This window comes from Streptomyces sp. SLBN-31, assembly GCF_006715395.1.
In the GTDB taxonomy this organism is placed as follows: domain Bacteria; phylum Actinomycetota; class Actinomycetes; order Streptomycetales; family Streptomycetaceae; genus Streptomyces.
In genome coordinates, this window is record NZ_VFNC01000002.1 from 338,670 (window position 1) to 353,549 (window position 14,880).

The 14,880-nt window shown below is 70.5% G+C and carries 16 protein-coding genes and 3 pseudogenes; 11 read left to right on the forward strand and 8 right to left on the reverse strand.

What is annotated here, in order from left to right; translation table 11 throughout:
* Positions 1-13 precede the first annotated feature (13 nt).
* Positions 14-538, reverse strand: a pseudogene (locus FBY22_RS21400) (SDR family NAD(P)-dependent oxidoreductase); the annotation flags it as partial.
* A 15-nt stretch (positions 539-553) separates the two neighbouring features.
* Here FBY22_RS21400 and FBY22_RS21405 point away from each other — a divergent pair.
* Entirely contained in the window at positions 554-1,486 is a 933-nt protein-coding gene (locus FBY22_RS21405; protein WP_313905444.1) for a cytochrome P450, read from the forward strand.
* Between the two features lie 38 nt (positions 1,487-1,524).
* On the opposite strand, the gene FBY22_RS21410 is transcribed toward FBY22_RS21405, so the two are convergent.
* Positions 1,525-1,989: an SRPBCC family protein gene (locus tag FBY22_RS21410; protein ID WP_142148326.1), complete on the reverse strand. Its 465-nt coding sequence runs from the start codon at positions 1,987-1,989 to the stop codon at positions 1,525-1,527.
* 778 nt (positions 1,990-2,767) lie between these two features.
* Between FBY22_RS21410 and FBY22_RS21415 the strand changes: the two genes are divergently transcribed.
* Positions 2,768-3,679, forward strand: coding sequence for a hypothetical protein (locus tag FBY22_RS21415; RefSeq protein ID WP_142148327.1), 912 nt, complete (start codon positions 2,768-2,770; stop codon positions 3,677-3,679).
* A 9-nt stretch (positions 3,680-3,688) separates the two neighbouring features.
* Here FBY22_RS21415 and FBY22_RS21420 read toward each other — a convergent pair whose 3' ends face one another.
* Positions 3,689-4,762, reverse strand: coding sequence for an NAD(+)/NADH kinase (locus FBY22_RS21420; RefSeq protein ID WP_142148328.1), 1,074 nt, complete (start codon positions 4,760-4,762; stop codon positions 3,689-3,691).
* 198 nt (positions 4,763-4,960) lie between these two features.
* Entirely contained in the window at positions 4,961-5,386 is a 426-nt protein-coding gene (locus FBY22_RS21425) for a MarR family winged helix-turn-helix transcriptional regulator (protein ID WP_142148329.1), read from the reverse strand.
* A gap of 112 nt (positions 5,387-5,498) precedes the next feature.
* On the opposite strand from FBY22_RS21425, the gene FBY22_RS21430 reads away from it, so the two are divergent.
* Positions 5,499-6,143, forward strand: coding sequence for an MBL fold metallo-hydrolase (locus FBY22_RS21430; RefSeq protein ID WP_142148330.1), 645 nt, complete (start codon positions 5,499-5,501; stop codon positions 6,141-6,143).
* A gap of 96 nt (positions 6,144-6,239) precedes the next feature.
* Here FBY22_RS21430 and FBY22_RS21435 read toward each other — a convergent pair.
* Both FBY22_RS21435 and FBY22_RS21440 read right to left on the reverse strand, forming a co-directional pair.
* Positions 6,240-6,713: pseudogene (locus FBY22_RS21435) on the reverse strand (DUF5994 family protein).
* A gap of 2 nt (positions 6,714-6,715) precedes the next feature.
* Positions 6,716-7,120 carry a DUF5994 family protein gene (locus FBY22_RS21440; protein WP_142148331.1) on the reverse strand — a complete coding sequence of 135 codons (405 nt, stop codon included), beginning with the start codon at positions 7,118-7,120 and terminating at the stop codon, positions 6,716-6,718.
* A 559-nt stretch (positions 7,121-7,679) separates the two neighbouring features.
* Between FBY22_RS21440 and FBY22_RS21445 the strand changes: the two genes are divergently transcribed.
* The 6 genes and pseudogenes from FBY22_RS21445 (at position 7,680) to FBY22_RS21470 (ending at position 11,232) form a co-directional block, all read left to right on the forward strand.
* The gene (locus tag FBY22_RS21445) at positions 7,680-8,024 is read left to right on the forward strand and encodes a hypothetical protein (RefSeq protein WP_142148332.1); all 345 of its coding nucleotides are present in this window, start codon (positions 7,680-7,682) and stop codon (positions 8,022-8,024) included.
* Positions 8,025-8,512: 488 nt separating this feature from the next.
* Positions 8,513-8,716 carry a cold-shock protein gene (locus FBY22_RS21450; protein WP_142148333.1) on the forward strand — a complete coding sequence of 68 codons (204 nt, stop codon included), beginning with the start codon at positions 8,513-8,515 and terminating at the stop codon, positions 8,714-8,716.
* A 178-nt stretch (positions 8,717-8,894) separates the two neighbouring features.
* Positions 8,895-9,758: pseudogene (locus FBY22_RS45275) on the forward strand (DEAD/DEAH box helicase); the annotation flags it as partial.
* A 363-nt stretch (positions 9,759-10,121) separates the two neighbouring features.
* Positions 10,122-10,364 (forward strand): CBS domain-containing protein, encoded by a 243-nt coding sequence (locus FBY22_RS45280; protein ID WP_174267365.1) that lies wholly within the window; start codon positions 10,122-10,124, stop codon positions 10,362-10,364.
* Between the two features lie 6 nt (positions 10,365-10,370).
* Positions 10,371-10,694, forward strand: coding sequence for an SCO5918 family protein (locus FBY22_RS21465; RefSeq protein ID WP_142148335.1), 324 nt, complete (start codon positions 10,371-10,373; stop codon positions 10,692-10,694).
* A 130-nt stretch (positions 10,695-10,824) separates the two neighbouring features.
* A complete protein-coding gene (locus FBY22_RS21470; RefSeq protein WP_186363025.1) occupies positions 10,825-11,232 on the forward strand; it encodes an STAS domain-containing protein in 408 nt (135 codons plus the stop codon).
* On the opposite strand, the gene FBY22_RS21475 is transcribed toward FBY22_RS21470, so the two are convergent.
* Positions 11,204-11,515, reverse strand: a complete 312-nt coding sequence (locus FBY22_RS21475; RefSeq protein WP_142148336.1) for a WhiB family transcriptional regulator — start codon at positions 11,513-11,515, stop codon at positions 11,204-11,206. The genes FBY22_RS21470 and FBY22_RS21475 overlap by 29 nt on opposite strands.
* A gap of 244 nt (positions 11,516-11,759) precedes the next feature.
* Between FBY22_RS21475 and FBY22_RS21480 the strand changes: the two genes are divergently transcribed.
* Together FBY22_RS21480 and FBY22_RS21485 are read left to right on the forward strand one after the other, a co-directional pair.
* Positions 11,760-13,394 carry a LuxR C-terminal-related transcriptional regulator gene (locus FBY22_RS21480; RefSeq protein WP_222127816.1) on the forward strand — a complete coding sequence of 545 codons (1,635 nt, stop codon included), beginning with the start codon at positions 11,760-11,762 and terminating at the stop codon, positions 13,392-13,394.
* Between the two features lie 90 nt (positions 13,395-13,484).
* Positions 13,485-14,096: a bifunctional 2-polyprenyl-6-hydroxyphenol methylase/3-demethylubiquinol 3-O-methyltransferase UbiG gene (locus tag FBY22_RS21485; protein ID WP_142148339.1), complete on the forward strand. Its 612-nt coding sequence runs from the start codon at positions 13,485-13,487 to the stop codon at positions 14,094-14,096.
* Between the two features lie 110 nt (positions 14,097-14,206).
* Here FBY22_RS21485 and FBY22_RS21490 read toward each other — a convergent pair whose 3' ends face one another.
* Positions 14,207-14,842: a TetR family transcriptional regulator gene (locus FBY22_RS21490; RefSeq protein WP_142148341.1), complete on the reverse strand. Its 636-nt coding sequence runs from the start codon at positions 14,840-14,842 to the stop codon at positions 14,207-14,209.
* Positions 14,843-14,880: the final 38 nt, after the last annotated feature.

Genomic DNA, 14,880 nt, shown 5'->3' on the forward strand with positions numbered 1-14,880 from the left:
CCGGCCGCCGACGTCAACTCCGCTCGTCTGCGCTCTTGTCGGGTGCCGTGCCGGGTTCCGCCTGCCGGCGATGGAGCGCGGCCTTGGCGCTGTCCGGCAGGACCCGGTCGGCCCAGCCCTGCGCCTTTGTCTTCAGCGATCCGGTGACGACCTTCTTGCGCCCCTTCATCGGTGCCTCGAAGGCCTGGCGTGCCACATCGGCGGGGTCATCCTTGTCCGTGGCACCGATCCTGGTGTCCTCCTCCATATCGGCCCGGCGGAAGAAGTCGGTCTCGGTGGCGCCGGGCATGAAGGAGGTGACCGCCGCGCCGGTGTCCTTCAACTCGTTATGCAGCGCCTGCGCGAAGGACTGGATGAAGGACTTGGTGGCGTTGTAAACGGGCTGGAAGGGGCCCGGCATGGTGGCGGCGATGGAGGAGGTGAACAGCAGCCGTCCCTCGTCGCGGGCGACCATCGTTCGCACCAGCGGTTTCGCCGGCCGCACCGTCGCCGTGACGTTGAGGTCGATGACGGACAGGTCGTCGGCCAGGTCCGTGTCGGCCTGGTCGAGCACGTGACCGCCGGGTGGGACGACGCGGTACGGGGGTGGAGCGGGGCGGAACAGACCGTGCTGTTCGACGCGTCCAGCGTGGTGCTCACCCGCGGTGTGTGCCGCTGGGCGGGCGTTCCCCTCGACGAGGGCACCGGGGAGGCGGAGCATCTCGCCCGTGATCTGGTCGCCATGGTCGACGGCTTCGCCACCGCCGGGCCGCGGCACTGGCGGGCGCGGCGGGCCCGGAGCCGGCAGGAGGCGCGCTTCGCCCAGCTGGTGGAGGACGTGCGCTCCGGCAGCGTTGCCGCCCCTGACGCATCGATGCTCGCCGCAGTCTGCGAGCACCGCGAGGCCGACGGCGCGCCGCTCGACCCGCACACGGCCGCCGTCGAACTGCTGAACGTCATCCGCCCCACCGTCGCCGTCTGCTGGTTCATCGTCCACGCGGCCCACGCGCTGCACCTGCAGCCGAACCAGCGCGAACGGCTGCGGGGCGGCGACACGGCCTGCACCGCAGCGTTCGTGCACGAAGTCCGCCGCTTCTACCCGTTCGCGCCCTTCCTCGGCGGCCTCGCCGTGCGCGATCTGTCCTGGCAGGGCGTCTCAGTGCCGGCCGACGGGATGGTGTTGCTGGATGTCTTCGGTCAGAACCACGACGAGAAGCTGTGGGGGGAGCCGTATGTCTTTCGCCCTGAGCGGTTCCTCGAGCACGCGGTTGAGCGCGACGAACTGATCCCGCAGGGCGGTGGCGAGCCGCGTACCGGCCACCGCTGCCCCGGGGAGGGCCTCACCATAGGTCTGCTCGAAGCCCTCGCCCTCCGCGTGGCCGGCCTCCAATACGACCTCCCCGACCAGGACTTGAGGATCTCCCTGCGGCGCATCCCGGCACGGGTGCGCAGCGGTTTCGTCGTGCGGGACATACGGATGCCGAGCACGTCCTCTCGCCCAGCGTGACAAGCTGCAATGGCCGGCGAGCAGGGCGGGCACGCACGCTAGGCCGGCTTCTCCACCAGCTTCGCCAGGTGGTCCAGTGCCATGCGCTGACCCAGTTCGTTGTCCGCGGGCGGCACCGCGTCGGGGACGCCCTCGTGGTGGATGGTGACGTGCGTTCCGCCGCCCGGAGCGTCCACCAGGGTCGTCGTCAGCGTCATCTCGCCCGAGAGCGCGGGATCGGACGTCTCGAACTCGAAGACCTCCACCACCATCTCGTCCGGGACCAGCCGGAGGAAGTGGCCGTGATACGTGTCGGTGTGCTCCGCTGACTTGCCCGTGTCACCAGCGCTTGTGTACGTGAGCGAGATCCTGAATGCGCCGCCCTCGCGTGCCTCGAACTCATGGACCTCGCTGGTCATGTTGTCGGGCACGCGCCACCGCGCGAGCGCGTCGGGGTCGGTGAGCGCACGGTAGATCGCCGCGCGGGAGGCGTCGAGGTGCCGTGTGAGCCGGGTCTCGTACATATAGGGCACGTTACGCGGGAGCACTGACATCGCTTTCGGTGCTCAGCCACCGGTGATCGACGCGTCGGCCGTCTCCGGTCAGTGACCGGCAGAACGCCACCGGTCCTGCAGGACTGCGGTATCGCTCTCGGCCGGCAACGAGTCGTTCACGGGGCTCAGCCGGTCGGCCGGCGCCGGCGGCGGATCGCCCGAGATCGAGGCCAGGGCCAGAGTGAGCAGGGGGTGAGGACGCTGGAGAGGATGTTGCAGGTTTGGCTGTGGTGCGAACATTTTGTCTCTAGGGGGTTGAGGCCCCAGTTCGCGCCGATCAGAGCGGCAACAGCCATGGTGATCAAGGCGAGTTCGACGGCCGCCTCAGCACGAGCCCCGGGACGTAGCAGCGGCTCTTGCGGCTCCGCCAGGTGCGGGCACCCCCGTAGCCCCTCTGGGTCGGTTCGGAAGAGGACATCTGTCGGTGGTTCACGTGGGGGAGGTTCCATGCGCAGGCCCCCGCCAAGGCGTCCAAATCGCAGGCTTCGTCCCACGCGCAGCGAATTTCACCCGCCCGGACCAGTGGCATGAGCGATAGGGGCCGCACGGACCGCGAGCACCTGCGCCGAGGATGACACCGGGAGTTGGCCGAAACATCAACTCATCACACCTGAAACGCAGTTGTCGCCCATCCCGCTGCTTGGCAGACTCGCCCCACCGGCACCCGTGCGGACGCGTGTGCGAATAAGCACGTGGAAGCATCACGTCGGCGGACGGGGCTCACGTCATCTCACCGGGGGGACCACCCATGAAACTCAGCCTGCCCAGACGCGTCCTGGGCCGTGTATCCGCCACCCTCGCGCTGGCGCTCGCCATGGCCACCGGCACCACCGGCCTGCTCGCAGGCACCGAAGCACACGCCCTCCCGGTCACCGAGGGCTCCTTCAGCTTCAGCGGTGACGACGGCGACTACATCAGTGGTGGCCAGTCGTACACCTACGCGACGGCGACCCAGGACCGCATGAACGTCTCCGGCAACACGGACAACGGGGTGGTCACGGTCTCCGTCGACGGAGCGAACGGCGACTGGTGGACCCTGAATCTCGCGGCGCCGTCCGGCAAGGCACTGACGCCGGGAACCTACACCGGGGCCACGCGCTACCCGTTCAACAAAGCGACCGAGCCGGGCCTTTCGCTCAGCGGCAACGGCCGTGGCTGCAACCAGCTCACCGGCACCTTCACCGTCTCCGCAGTGGAGTTCGGCCCGCAGGGCTATGTGAAAAAGCTCGACGCCTCCTTCGAACAGCACTGCGAGGGAAGCACCCCGGCCGCGCGCGGCGAGGTGCACATCGAGAACCCGGCCCCGCCGGCCGAACTCGACCTCGGTCTCGGCATCGCCCTGGACGGCACGGCCAGCTCCCTCAACGGCAAGGCCACCTTCCACGGCACGGTCAGCTGCACCAAGCCGGTGCAGGTGACAGTCACGGGTGACGTCACGCAGGTGAAGAAGCGCGACCTCATTCGTGGTTCCTACTCCACGTCGGTGGCCTGCACCCCCGGCGCCCCGGTCGCCTGGACCGGCACGGCCGTACCCACCGGTTCGGTCCCCTTCCAGAAGGGGGACGTCGAGGTCGAGGGCCACGCGACGGCGACGGACCCGGACTACGCCCAGGCGGTAACGGTCAACGAGACGGTGGCGGTCCACCTCACCCGCGTCTGACCCCCACGTTCACCACAGGCGCGACGAGCCGTCCGGGGAGGTCAGCAGCGCCAGATGGTCGAGGTCTGCGGGCGGCGGCGTCGTCACCGACCACAGCGGTGGCGGGGACCCGTCCGCCACCGCGGCCGGGGCGTCGGTGAGGTTCATGCGCTCTCGCAGACGGCCGTAGAAGTCCATCGGCCCCAGCCGCACCGCCCGCAGCGGCCGCGGGGCGGCGTACACCCCGATCCAGTCCCCTGGATCCAGTACGCCCCGCAACTGGCCGTCGATGCTGACCGCCGCCGGGCCCGAACGTTCCAGCACGCGCAGTCCGACGGGCTCGTCGGGGGCGGTGACGATGGAACGGTTGAAGGCCATGTGCGGCGCCACCGGGGTGAAGAACAGGGCCTCCGCCCGGGGCGACACGACGGGGCCGCCGGCGGCGAAACTGTAGGCCGTCGAGCCGGTCGGGGTGGCCACGAGCAGGGCGTCGGCGGAGTAGGAGGCCAGGAGGCGACCGGAGACGTACACGCCGACGGAGACCTGGCGGTCCCTGGCCAGCTTCTCCAGGACGACGTCGTTGAGTGCGGTGACGTCCAGCGGGATGCCCCAGTCGGCGTCCACGTCGCAGTCGGGGCGCACCTGGGGCGGCGGCAGAAGAGGGCCACGGCCGTACCGCACCCACGGCTCCATGTGCTCGGGCACTTCCAGGCGGCGGGAGGCCCGCAGGGCGAGCAGCATGCGGCTGTCGATCCTGATCCGGTCCTCGCGCACCGCGTCCAGTGCCTCCCGCACGCCGGCGGCCGACACCTCCGTCAGGAAGCCCACCCGACCCAGATCGACGCCGAGCACGAGTGCGTCGTTCTTCGCGGCCAGCCGGGCTCCGCGCAGGAAGGTGCCGTCCCCGCCGAGGGTGACGACGAGATCGGGATCACCCGCGGCCTCCACCTCCTCGCGGGCGCCGCGCCGCCCGCCGTCGTGCCACACGTCGATGTCCGCACACCGCACGGCGTGTTCCTCGCACCAGGCGCGGACCACGCCGGCCGCTTCCACGGCCTCCGGACGTCCTCCGTGCACGACCAGACCGATCCGGTCCACAGTCACATCCGCCTCCGGAAGATCTCGGTGACCGTGTGGTGGCCACCGTACGGAGTGTCGCTCAAGTGACGGCACGAGTGACACCTTGGCGGGCGTGGTCGGCGGCGAGTCGCAGCCATCGCTGCGCGCGGCCGCCGTAGGCGATCGGGTCCGAGATCGCGGCGAGTGAGAGGCGGAGGCCGACTCCCGAAGGGTCCAAGGGGCCTATCTGGACTTCAGGTGCTCGGTGAGGCGCGCCAGCAGGGGCACCGCCGCTGCGAGCGTCTGCCGCTCATCCGGATCGAGGGCCTCGTCGATCGCGGCGCCGAGCCAGCCCGCGCGCCTTCGGCGCTCCTCGGCGAGCCTGCCGCTTCCCTCCGGAGTGAGGTGGAGCAACAGTTTGCGCCCGTCCCTGGGATGAGCTTCGGCCCGCACAAGTCCTTTGGCGAGAAGTTCCTTGACCGCCTTGGCGGCCGACTGGTGGCTGACGCCCCGCTGCTGCGCGACATCGGCGGTGGTCATCGGACCGTCGCGGTCGATGTAGCCGAGGACGGCGGCCTCGCCAGGGGGCATCTTGTCGGCGGCGCGCACGGTGCGGACGAGTTGCCCGATGGTCAGGCGGAGCTCTTCGGCCAAGTGATCGTCGTCCATGGCGCCCACTCTACCTGAACTCGACAACCTAGCTGTACACCCAAGATGCATTCTATCCACACCCTAGGTGTACAGTCTTGGTGTAGACATTCCCCGCAAGAAAAGGCAGTCCATGAAGCTCACCAAGCACGCCCACGCCTGCGTCACGGTTGAAAAGGACGACACCCGTCTCGTCATCGACCCCGGCACCTTCACTCCCGACGCGGCGGACGCCGTCGCCCGGGCTCATGCCGTCCTGATCACTCACGAACATTTCGACCACTTCGACGAAGAGCTCGTCGCCACCGCCCTCGAAACTCGGCCCGACCTGCACGTCTACGGCACGAAGGCCGTCGCCGCGACCCTCGGCGCGCGCGACGGACGCGTCCACGCCGTGACCGCAGGCGACGCCTTCACCGTCGGCTCCATCAGCGCCACCGTCCACGGCCACCGCCATGCGCCGATCCACGCCGACATCCCGTGCCCCGACAACGTCGGCTACCTCCTCGATAACGGCGCCCTCTACCACCCCGGCGACGCCTACTTCGTGCCCGAGCCTCCCGTGCACACCCTCCTGCTGCCGACCAGCGGCCCGTGGACCAAGCTCGGGGAAGCCGCCGACTACGTCCGCGCCGTCAAGCCGCAGCGCATTATCCAGATACACGAACTCATGCTCAGCGAGCTCGGCCAGCACTCCACCGCCAACCTCCTCGGCGAGAACGGACTGACCGGCACCCCGATCACCCGCCTGGAGCCTGGCACCAGCATCCAGCTGTGATGACCGTTCTCGGCACGGGGAGCGTGCCCGTAGTGGCGCAGGGGCGTCAGGGATCTTCGTCGCCACGAGGCCGAAACCCATGGCGGCTGACCGCTCTCACGACCCGATGCCCATGTCGATGAGGATCTGCGCGGCCGGGGTGGCGTTGTCGGTGCGGGCCGCTTCGATCATCGCAGCGCGCGCCTCTTCGGGTGTCGCACTCGGTGGGACCACAAGGAGGGAGAAGTGGTCGGCCTCGCCCCTGGTGACGAGGACGGTGTCGTCGCCGACCGGGAAGGAGTCGAATACGGACGACTCGATCGTCGACAATCAGGCGCGTCGGCAGTTCCTCCCAGACCGCCAGGTCCAGACCGATCCGTGTGATCGGCCCGAGGTGCGCGGTCAGTGCGTAGACCAGTTGGGGAGTTCGGCCGCGATGTCGCGGGAGCGTGGCCACCACGCTCCGTCGAGAACGCCCTGCCGACCCTCGGCCGTTTCCAGCCGTACGACGGCGGTGCCGGGCTTCACCTCGTTGTGGGAAGCGTCCGGCAGTGACCGGGACGCCTGCGGCGGCTGCGGTCCGTCGTCCATGGTCAGCCTTCCAGGGATGTGCCGGCCGCGGCCGCCATGAGGGGGCTCGCGGCTTCCTCGGTCGTGTCCGGGGGGACGACCAGCAGGTCCCAGCGGCCCTGGCCGGGGGCGAGGAGGACGATGGTGTGCGGCGCGGATGCCGCCAGGGTCCTGCACACTCGTACGACCTCGTTGGACACGAGCATCCGGCCCGGCGTCATGGGCCAGAGCGCGCCGTTGACGGTGACGCTGGTGATGTGACCCCACATCCGCGGCAATCCTGCGAGCAGGGAGGGAAGTTCGGCGAGCAGGTCGTACGAGCGCGGCCACCACGCTCCGTCGATGGACCGGGGCACGTCACCGTGGGGCGCCAGGCGCAGACGCAGGACGGGAGAAGAAGGATGCGGGGGCTGTAGTGCGGCGGTCATGACGACTCCTGCCAACTGCCTTGCACGAATGAGCGGCCGGGGTCGGCCGCGGCGAGCCGCGGTCCGGTCACGGAACGGACGGCCGGTCTCCGCCCCGCGCACGGAACCAGGGCCGTCCGGTGGGAGGAGTGAAGTGCCGTCGTGGGTCTGGGGCGGCGTCCGGCGCGGACGTCGCTACGGAAGTGCTCGGGCTGGACGGCGTGGAATGGGCGGCTCTGCCCATGATGAGGCCCCTGGGACCGAGGTGCGGCCGCGGTCACGGGCGCCCCTGGGACGGTGGTGCTCGATACGACATGCCGGGTGGACTTGACCCACCCTCTTGCGGCCCACTCTACTCCCCATACGGGGAGAAACCGCAGTGCCCCTGATCAGCGCCCTCGGGGGAGCATGCGGTCGAGGACGCACCACGTTGACACGTATGGTCGTCGGACGTTGACTGGCTGAACGGCGGGAAGGGTAGGGTCGACCGGCTCTTCACAGGCCAGCAGCAGACTGCCGAGAAGGCGAATGGCGTCTTCGGGCGGTGTCCCCCGAACAAAGGGAAGCGGTACACACGACCATGTACGACCAGACACGCGCCCAGCAGCCGGCGGACCGGCCCTCGGCCTCCGCCGAGCGCCATACCACGGGCCCCGAGCCGCTGCTCCCAAGGGACGGACGGGACGAGATCGTGCGCTCTCTCGGTCATGCCGTCAACACCTTCGCGGACAGCCCGCGCGAGGCGCTGGAGGAGGCAGAGGCCGCATTCGACGAAGCCACCGCGCAGCTCATGAACGCTCTCGCCGAGCGGCGGCGGGTCCTGCACGAGGGTTGGGCCGACCTGGACCCCGAGACACAGTCCACCGAACTCCGTTTCGTGCTGCGGGAGTACCGGGAAATCACCGGGCGGCTGCTGCGCGCCTGAGCGCAACCGGCGCGGCCCGGCGTGGTGTTGCTCGGCTGCCTTCCACCCCGACCAGGGGTGGCCTGAGGGTACCGAGAGCTCTTCGCGCGGCGCGATCGGCGGTGCCGTTCCCGGCGAGTGCGCAACGGGCAGCCGTCCTCGGCTCCCGGGACGTGACCTGGTGGCCGCGCTGAGACGTACTGGAACTCGAACTGCCCTCGCTCGTCGCCTTGTCGGAACCGGAAATGGGGTGTGCTCCTGGTCGTGTCGCAAGGGGAAACCGCCGACACGGGCGCCCGGTTGTCGGCCGGGGCAGGACGGTAATTCGGGGCTCGAACCGCCCGGTCTGCGAGATCATTCCCAGCCCGTGATCGAGCGTGCCGTGCTACTGTCCCATCAGGTTGCAGTTGTGGTTTGCCAAAGGATTCATTTTCCAACGGGTTGATCATCACGGCGACACGGGGTCCCCGTCTGGCTGACCCCGAGCACCGTTTCCGAAGGAGAATGACATGGCCACCGGCACTGTGAAGTGGTTCAACGCCGAAAAGGGCTTCGGTTTCATCGCGCAGGACGGCGGCGGCGCCGACGTCTTCGCGCACTACTCGAACATCGCCGCGCAGGGCTTCCGCGAGCTGCAGGAAGGCCAGAAGGTCTCGTTCGACATCGCGCAGGGCCAGAAGGGCCCGACCGCCGAAAACATCATTCCGGCCTGACACCGGCTCGGACGCTTTTTTCGCAGCTGGGGCCCGCACCTTGGGGTGCGGGCCCCAGCTCGCTGCATTACCGGCCGGAGCCATTCCCGCCGCCTTCGGCCCGTTATCTCGGTTCTCTGCACCGTTCATCGTGCTGCGGGAATTGCTTGACACGCGCCCGCATCGAGGAAGGTTCCGCATGAACCGAGCTCGCTTTTCACGCACCACTCGCAGCACCCTGACGTACGACCGCTTCGACGGTTTGCCGACCGACCGCACCGGCCGCACCCGCCTCGGCCGCCATCCCCTAGCTCACGCGGCCCAACCCGAGGCTTCTTACGCCGAGGCCCAACCCGTCGCCCGGCACATCGAGTTCGCGCCGCCGAAGACGATCCGCCCGGCGCTGTCCGCTGCCCGGTCGTTCGCCGAACTCGCCCTACCGTCGGAACTGCTGGCCGCACTCCGTCACCAAGGCGTGACCGTGCCCTTCCCGATCCAGGCGGTCACCCTGCCGAACTCGCTGGCCGGCCGCGACGTACTCGGCCTTGGCCGCACCCGCTCGGGCAAGACCCTCGCCTTCGGCCTGCCGGTGCTCGCCCGTACGGCAGGCCGGCGCGCCGAACCGCAGCAGCCGCTGGCGCTGGTCCTGGTACCCACCGGCCAGATCGCCCTACAAGTCACCGAAGCGCTCTCCCCGTACGCCCGGGCCGTGCGGCTCCGGCTGGCCGCGGTGGTCGGCGGAGCGTCGAGCGGCGGGCAGACCTACGCCCTACGGGACGGCGCGGAGGTCGTCGTCGCGACGCCGGGCCGGCTGAAGGACCTCCTCGACCGAGGCGACTGCCGACTGCGTGACGTCGCCGTCACCGTCCTGGACGGGGCCGACCAGATGACCGCCATGGGGTCCATGCCCCAGGTCACGGACCTGCTCGACCAGGTCCGTCCCGACGGCCAGCGCCTGTTGTTCTCGGCCACCGTGGACCGCGACGTCGCCCTGCTCATCCACCGATACCTGAGCGACCCAATGGTCCACTCCGTCGGCCCTTCGGCGGGCGCCGTCACCACGACCGGCCGCATCGTGGCGGCCGTACGACCCAAGCCGGAGCGTCCGGCCCTGCCGTCGCCCTCGTCACCGCCGGTCGACGCACTGCGGTGATCGTCGGCTCGATACCGGGCGAAGCGGCACCGAGCCGCCTCACCGGCCCCAGGCATCGTCGGGTTTCCCGACCGGCAGCGCCTGGCCCAGCGTTGGGGTCCGCCCGCCGCCGCGTGCCCGATCGGCGCCAGATCATCGGCCCGGCGGCCGACAGCCGGTCCGAGAACCCCCTCCCCACCATCCGAACCCATCCCGCAGGAGGCAACCTTGACACCCGTCCAGACGCATCGAACCCGGACCGCTCGCGACCTCGCCACCAGGGTCGACCGCCCCCTGCACACCACCGAACTGCGGGTCGGTGACGACATGACCGTCGAGGTGGCCCTGTCCGTCATGGCCGGTGCCGGGGTGGCCTCCCTCCTGCTGTGTGACGCGGACGACGAGCGCACCGGATACATCACCCGGGCCGAACTGGTCGTGCACCGCGACAGCATCGCCTACACCGACCGCGTCCGCCTGCGGGACGTCCTCGTCGCCCCGCACACGAGCGCGGCTTCCTACTCCTTCTCTCATTGAGGCACCATGCGCTGTGTCATCGCCCGATACCCGTTCGAACTGACCAAGAACGGAGTCCTGGCCTCGATGGCGGGGGTTCGGCCCGAACCCGTCACCGGCGACGCCGTGACCATCGGCCGCCGCCGCTATCCCGTGATGCAGGTCGGTACGGTCATCACCCGGCAGGACCGCCGCGACTTCACCGGCGACGAGGTGGCCCGGGCCATGGCACGCCTGGGCTTCACGTGCCACAGCCGCCCAGAGCCGGTCGCGCCCTCGACCCCGGATGCGCTCACTCCCTTCCAGGTCGCCTCAGCCCTGCTCGGGACTCCCGGCCCGCAGGACAGGTGACGCCTTCGCGGCGGGGGCACTCGGCCGCCCGTCGTCGCGTTCCGACCCGACAGAGGAGATGGGCCGCATGTGCCCTCGCCCCGAACCTGCCGAGCCCTACCGAACACCCCAACTGTTCGACGAATGCCGGATGGTGCGCGCCCGAGGCGAGCTGAACCCGAGGACCGTGGCATCGCTGACGCACGCTCTGGACGAGGCCCGCACCGGATACGGACGCATCTTCCTCATCGTCGATCTCCGAGAGGTGACCTTCACCGACGGAAGCATCCTGGAGCCGTTGCTCACCGCGTGGGACGACTGCCGGGCCCGGCAGGGCTGGGTTCGCGTCGTCCACAGCAGTACCGTGATCGACCTCGTCCTGCTGACCGGCGATCTGCTCGACCGCTTCCCCGCCCACGCCAGCGCCCAGGATGCCTGGTACGGAAGAACTGCGGCAGCTTCCGACGTGGGCGCGCTGAGCCCCCGCGGCGACAAGCGGATGCCGGCCGTGTCGCCATCAATGGCTCAGGTCAGCTCGCCTGCCCCACGGCGGTCGTGAAAGCTCCCGTTCTTCCGTGCTCGATACGGGCCGTCTCCAGCAGGCGCCTCCACGAGGAGACGGTCGGCCGTCGCCGCAGCAGAGCCCGGCGTTCCCGCTCGGTCATGCCGCCCCACACCCCGAATTCGATGCGGTGGTCCAAGGCGTAGGCGAGGCACTCGGTCCTGACGACGCAGCCGCTGCACAGCGCTTTGGCGCGGTTCTGTGCGCCCCCCTCGACGAACAGGGCGTCCGGGTCGGCCGTCCTGCACAGCCCTTGTTCACTCCAGTCCGTCTCCGCCATTAGGTGAGCCGTCCTCTCCCCTGGTGTCTGCTGTGAGTTGCCTGCTGCGCCGAGCAACAGGCATATGACGTTATGTCGTTGGGCGGATCGTTCCTGCATCTGCTCCGCAGCATCACACCTTCGGGTGATCGATGCTTGCCTGGCGGGTGGGGAGGGACTAGGGGAGACGCGAAGTCCTTCCGGGCGCAAACGCGATGTCCGTCCGGGCCGCAAACAGGGCATCGGCCCGCATATGATCCCCGCTGTGACGGCAACACCGGAGGCAGCGCGCACCGAGTACGCCCAGCACCGATGGGGCGCCGCCCGTGACCTCTTCACCGCCGCGGCGAGCGCCGATCTCACCGCCGTGGACCTGGAACGGTGGGGGCTCGCCGCGTTCCTGACCGGTCACGACGACGAATCCGACACCGCACGGGAGCGGGCGCACCACGCCTACGCGCGGGCAGGAGACGTCGACGGCGCCTGCCGGGTGGCGTACTGGCTGGCCCTCGCACTCACGCTGCGCGGCGAGCCGGCCCGCGGCGGCGGATGGTTCGGGCGTGTTCGCAGCGTCCTCGACGGCCATTCCGTGACCGACTCGGTGTGGACCGGATTCCTGCTCGTGCCGCGCGCCATGGCCGCGTTCTTCGGCAATGATCTACCGACGTCCCTCGCCCTCTCCGAGCAGGCGATCGCGTACGCCGGGCGGTTCGGCGACCCCGATCTGGCCGTCCTCGCCCACAACGCGCACGGCCAGGCCCTGGTGGGCAGCGGCGCCGTCGAGGCCGGCCTCTCGGAGCTGGACGAGGTGATGGTCCGGGTGACCACAGCCGAGGACGTATCGCCGCAGCTCGTCGGCCTTGTCTACTGCGCCGTGATCAACACCTGCCGGGACGTCTTCGACGTCCGCCGCAGTCGGGAGTGGACCAACGCGTTGAGCCGGTGGTGCGCCGCACAGCCGGACCTCGTCCCCTACCGCGGGCAGTGCACCGTCCACCGTGCCGAGATCCTCCAGCTCACCGGCTCCTGGCCGGACGCGGACGCGGAGGTCGCCCGTGCGTGCGCGCAGGCCGAGGCCCTCAGCCACGACCCGGCCACCGGGATGGCGCTCTACCAGCGCGGTGAGCTCCTGCGGTTGCGTGGCGACCTCGTCGCCGCCGAAGCGGCCTACCGAGCGGCGATCCGCGTCGGGCACGACCCACAGCCCGGCTTCGCCCTGCTGCGCCTCGCCGAACGGCGAACCGGCACGGCGCTCGCCGCGATCCGCCGCGCCCTCGACGAGGCGAGCCGTCCGTCACTGCGGGCCCGCCTGCTTCCCGCGTACGTCGAGATCGCGCTCGCCGCCGGCGACGTCGAAGCGGCACTGCGCGCGGCCGAGGAACTCGTCGACGTCTCCGGCCCGCGGTCCGCCCCGCTGCTCGACGCGGCCGCCCAGCAGGCCATCGGCGCCGTCCGGCTCGCCGAGGGCGACCCGGCAGCGGCGCTGCCGTGCCTGCGCCGGGCCCGGTCGCTGGCCCAGGCGATTCCCGCCCCGTACGACGCGGCCCGCTGCCGCACCCTGATCGCCCTTGCCTGCCGGGCCCTCGGTGACCACGAGAGCGCCGAGCTCGAATTCGGCGCGGCCCGGTGGATCTTCGAGCAGCTGGGTGCCGTGCCGGAGGTCGAGCGCATGGACAGCCTGACCCGCCGGTCCGAGCCACCGGCCCCCGGCAGGCTGACCCTGCGGGAGGTCGAGGTCCTCAGGGCGGTGGCGACCGGCGCCACCAACCGGGCCATCGCCGAGGCGATGTTCCTCTCGGAGAAGACGGTCGCCCGGCACGTCGCCAACATCTTCACCAAGCTGGACCTGTCGTCGCGGGCTGCGGCCACCGCGTTCGCCTACGAACACCGTCTCGTCTGAACCCGCTGGCGATCTGCATAGTTCTGCCGATGCGGACGGCCACACCGGGCTCCTACGGTCACCACAACCGAATCGACCCAGGAGCCCGTCATGAGCAGGGGATACGCCGTCGCGTACGCACTGAACCTCACGCCTTGGGAGCGGGCCGGCACCAGCGGTGCGGCCGCCCTCGACAAGCTGATCGTCCGAGCGGAGACGGAACTCGGCGGGCCGGGACGCGCCCTCGACCTGGGCTGCGGCTCCGGGCTGCACCTCGTCGCCCTCGCCCAGCGCGGCTGGCAGGCCACCGGCGTGGAGCTGATCGGCAAGGCGGTGCGCCGCGCACGCGCACGCGTGGCGGATGCGGGCGCGGAGGCACGTGTCCTCCAGGGCGACGTCACCGCGCTGGACCGCACCGAGGTCGGCGGGCCGTACCACCTGCTGCTGGACATCGGCTGCTTCCACGGCCTGGACGACGAACAGCGCGCCGCCATGGGGCGTTCGGCCACCGCGGTGGCGGCGCCGGACGCCCTGATGATCCTCCTCTCCTTCCGGCCGGGCGCCGTGCCGAAACCGCTGCCCCGCGGCGCCGACTCCACGGACATCGGGACCGCGTTCCCCGGGTGGCACGTCATCGACAGCGAGCGCGCGCCCACCGAGGGGATGCCGGCGCCGCTGCGCAAGGCGGCACCCACGTTCCACCTGGTGCGCCGCACCGCCTGACTTCCTCCGACCCCTTACGTCTCACGTCTTACGACACCGGGTGCCCACTGCCGTCATCCGTGGAGGAAGGCCCGCGAGCGCCAAGAGTGAACGGCGCGCACGCCCGGTGGTCAGGGGGTCGGCGGCAGTCCCAGTACGGCGCAGGCGGCGCGTGAGACGCGCTCGGGTGCGTCCGGGGTCAGCGGGGAGGGCAGGAGCATGTGGCTGATCGTCAGCCGCACCGCGAGGTCGGCCGCCTCGCCCCGGCGCTCGGGGACCACCCCCGGCGCCACCTCGCCCAGCCAATGCGCCAGCAGCTCCCAGGCGCTGGTGAAGACGGGTTCGGGCCTGCTCGTCAAGAACGGCAGCAGCGCGTCCGTACCACCACGGGCCGCCGTGAGTACGGCGCCGATGAAGGGGTTGGTGCCCGCCTCGGCCAGGGCGTGGGCGACCCCGGCCCGCAACGCGGCGGCGAGGTCGTCGCGGTGCTCGTCCAGTACCGCGGCGAGACCTCGCAGGAACTCCTCCGTCTCACGCAGCACCAGTGCCTGCCCTATGCCCGCCCGGTCTCCGAACTCCTTGTAGATCGAGGGCCGGGAGACGTCCGCCCGCAGTGCCAGGTCGGCCACCCTCACCCGGTCCCAGCCGCCCTCGGCGGCCAGCGCACGGGCCTCTTGGAGCACCCGCTCCCGCATCTGCTTGCGCCACGCCACGCGGGGCGGATCGGGGCGGGGTCCGGGGGGAAGGGACGGCCGGTTCTCGCGCATCCCGGCAGTGTGCCATCGTCCCGTCTCCGCATCCTGTA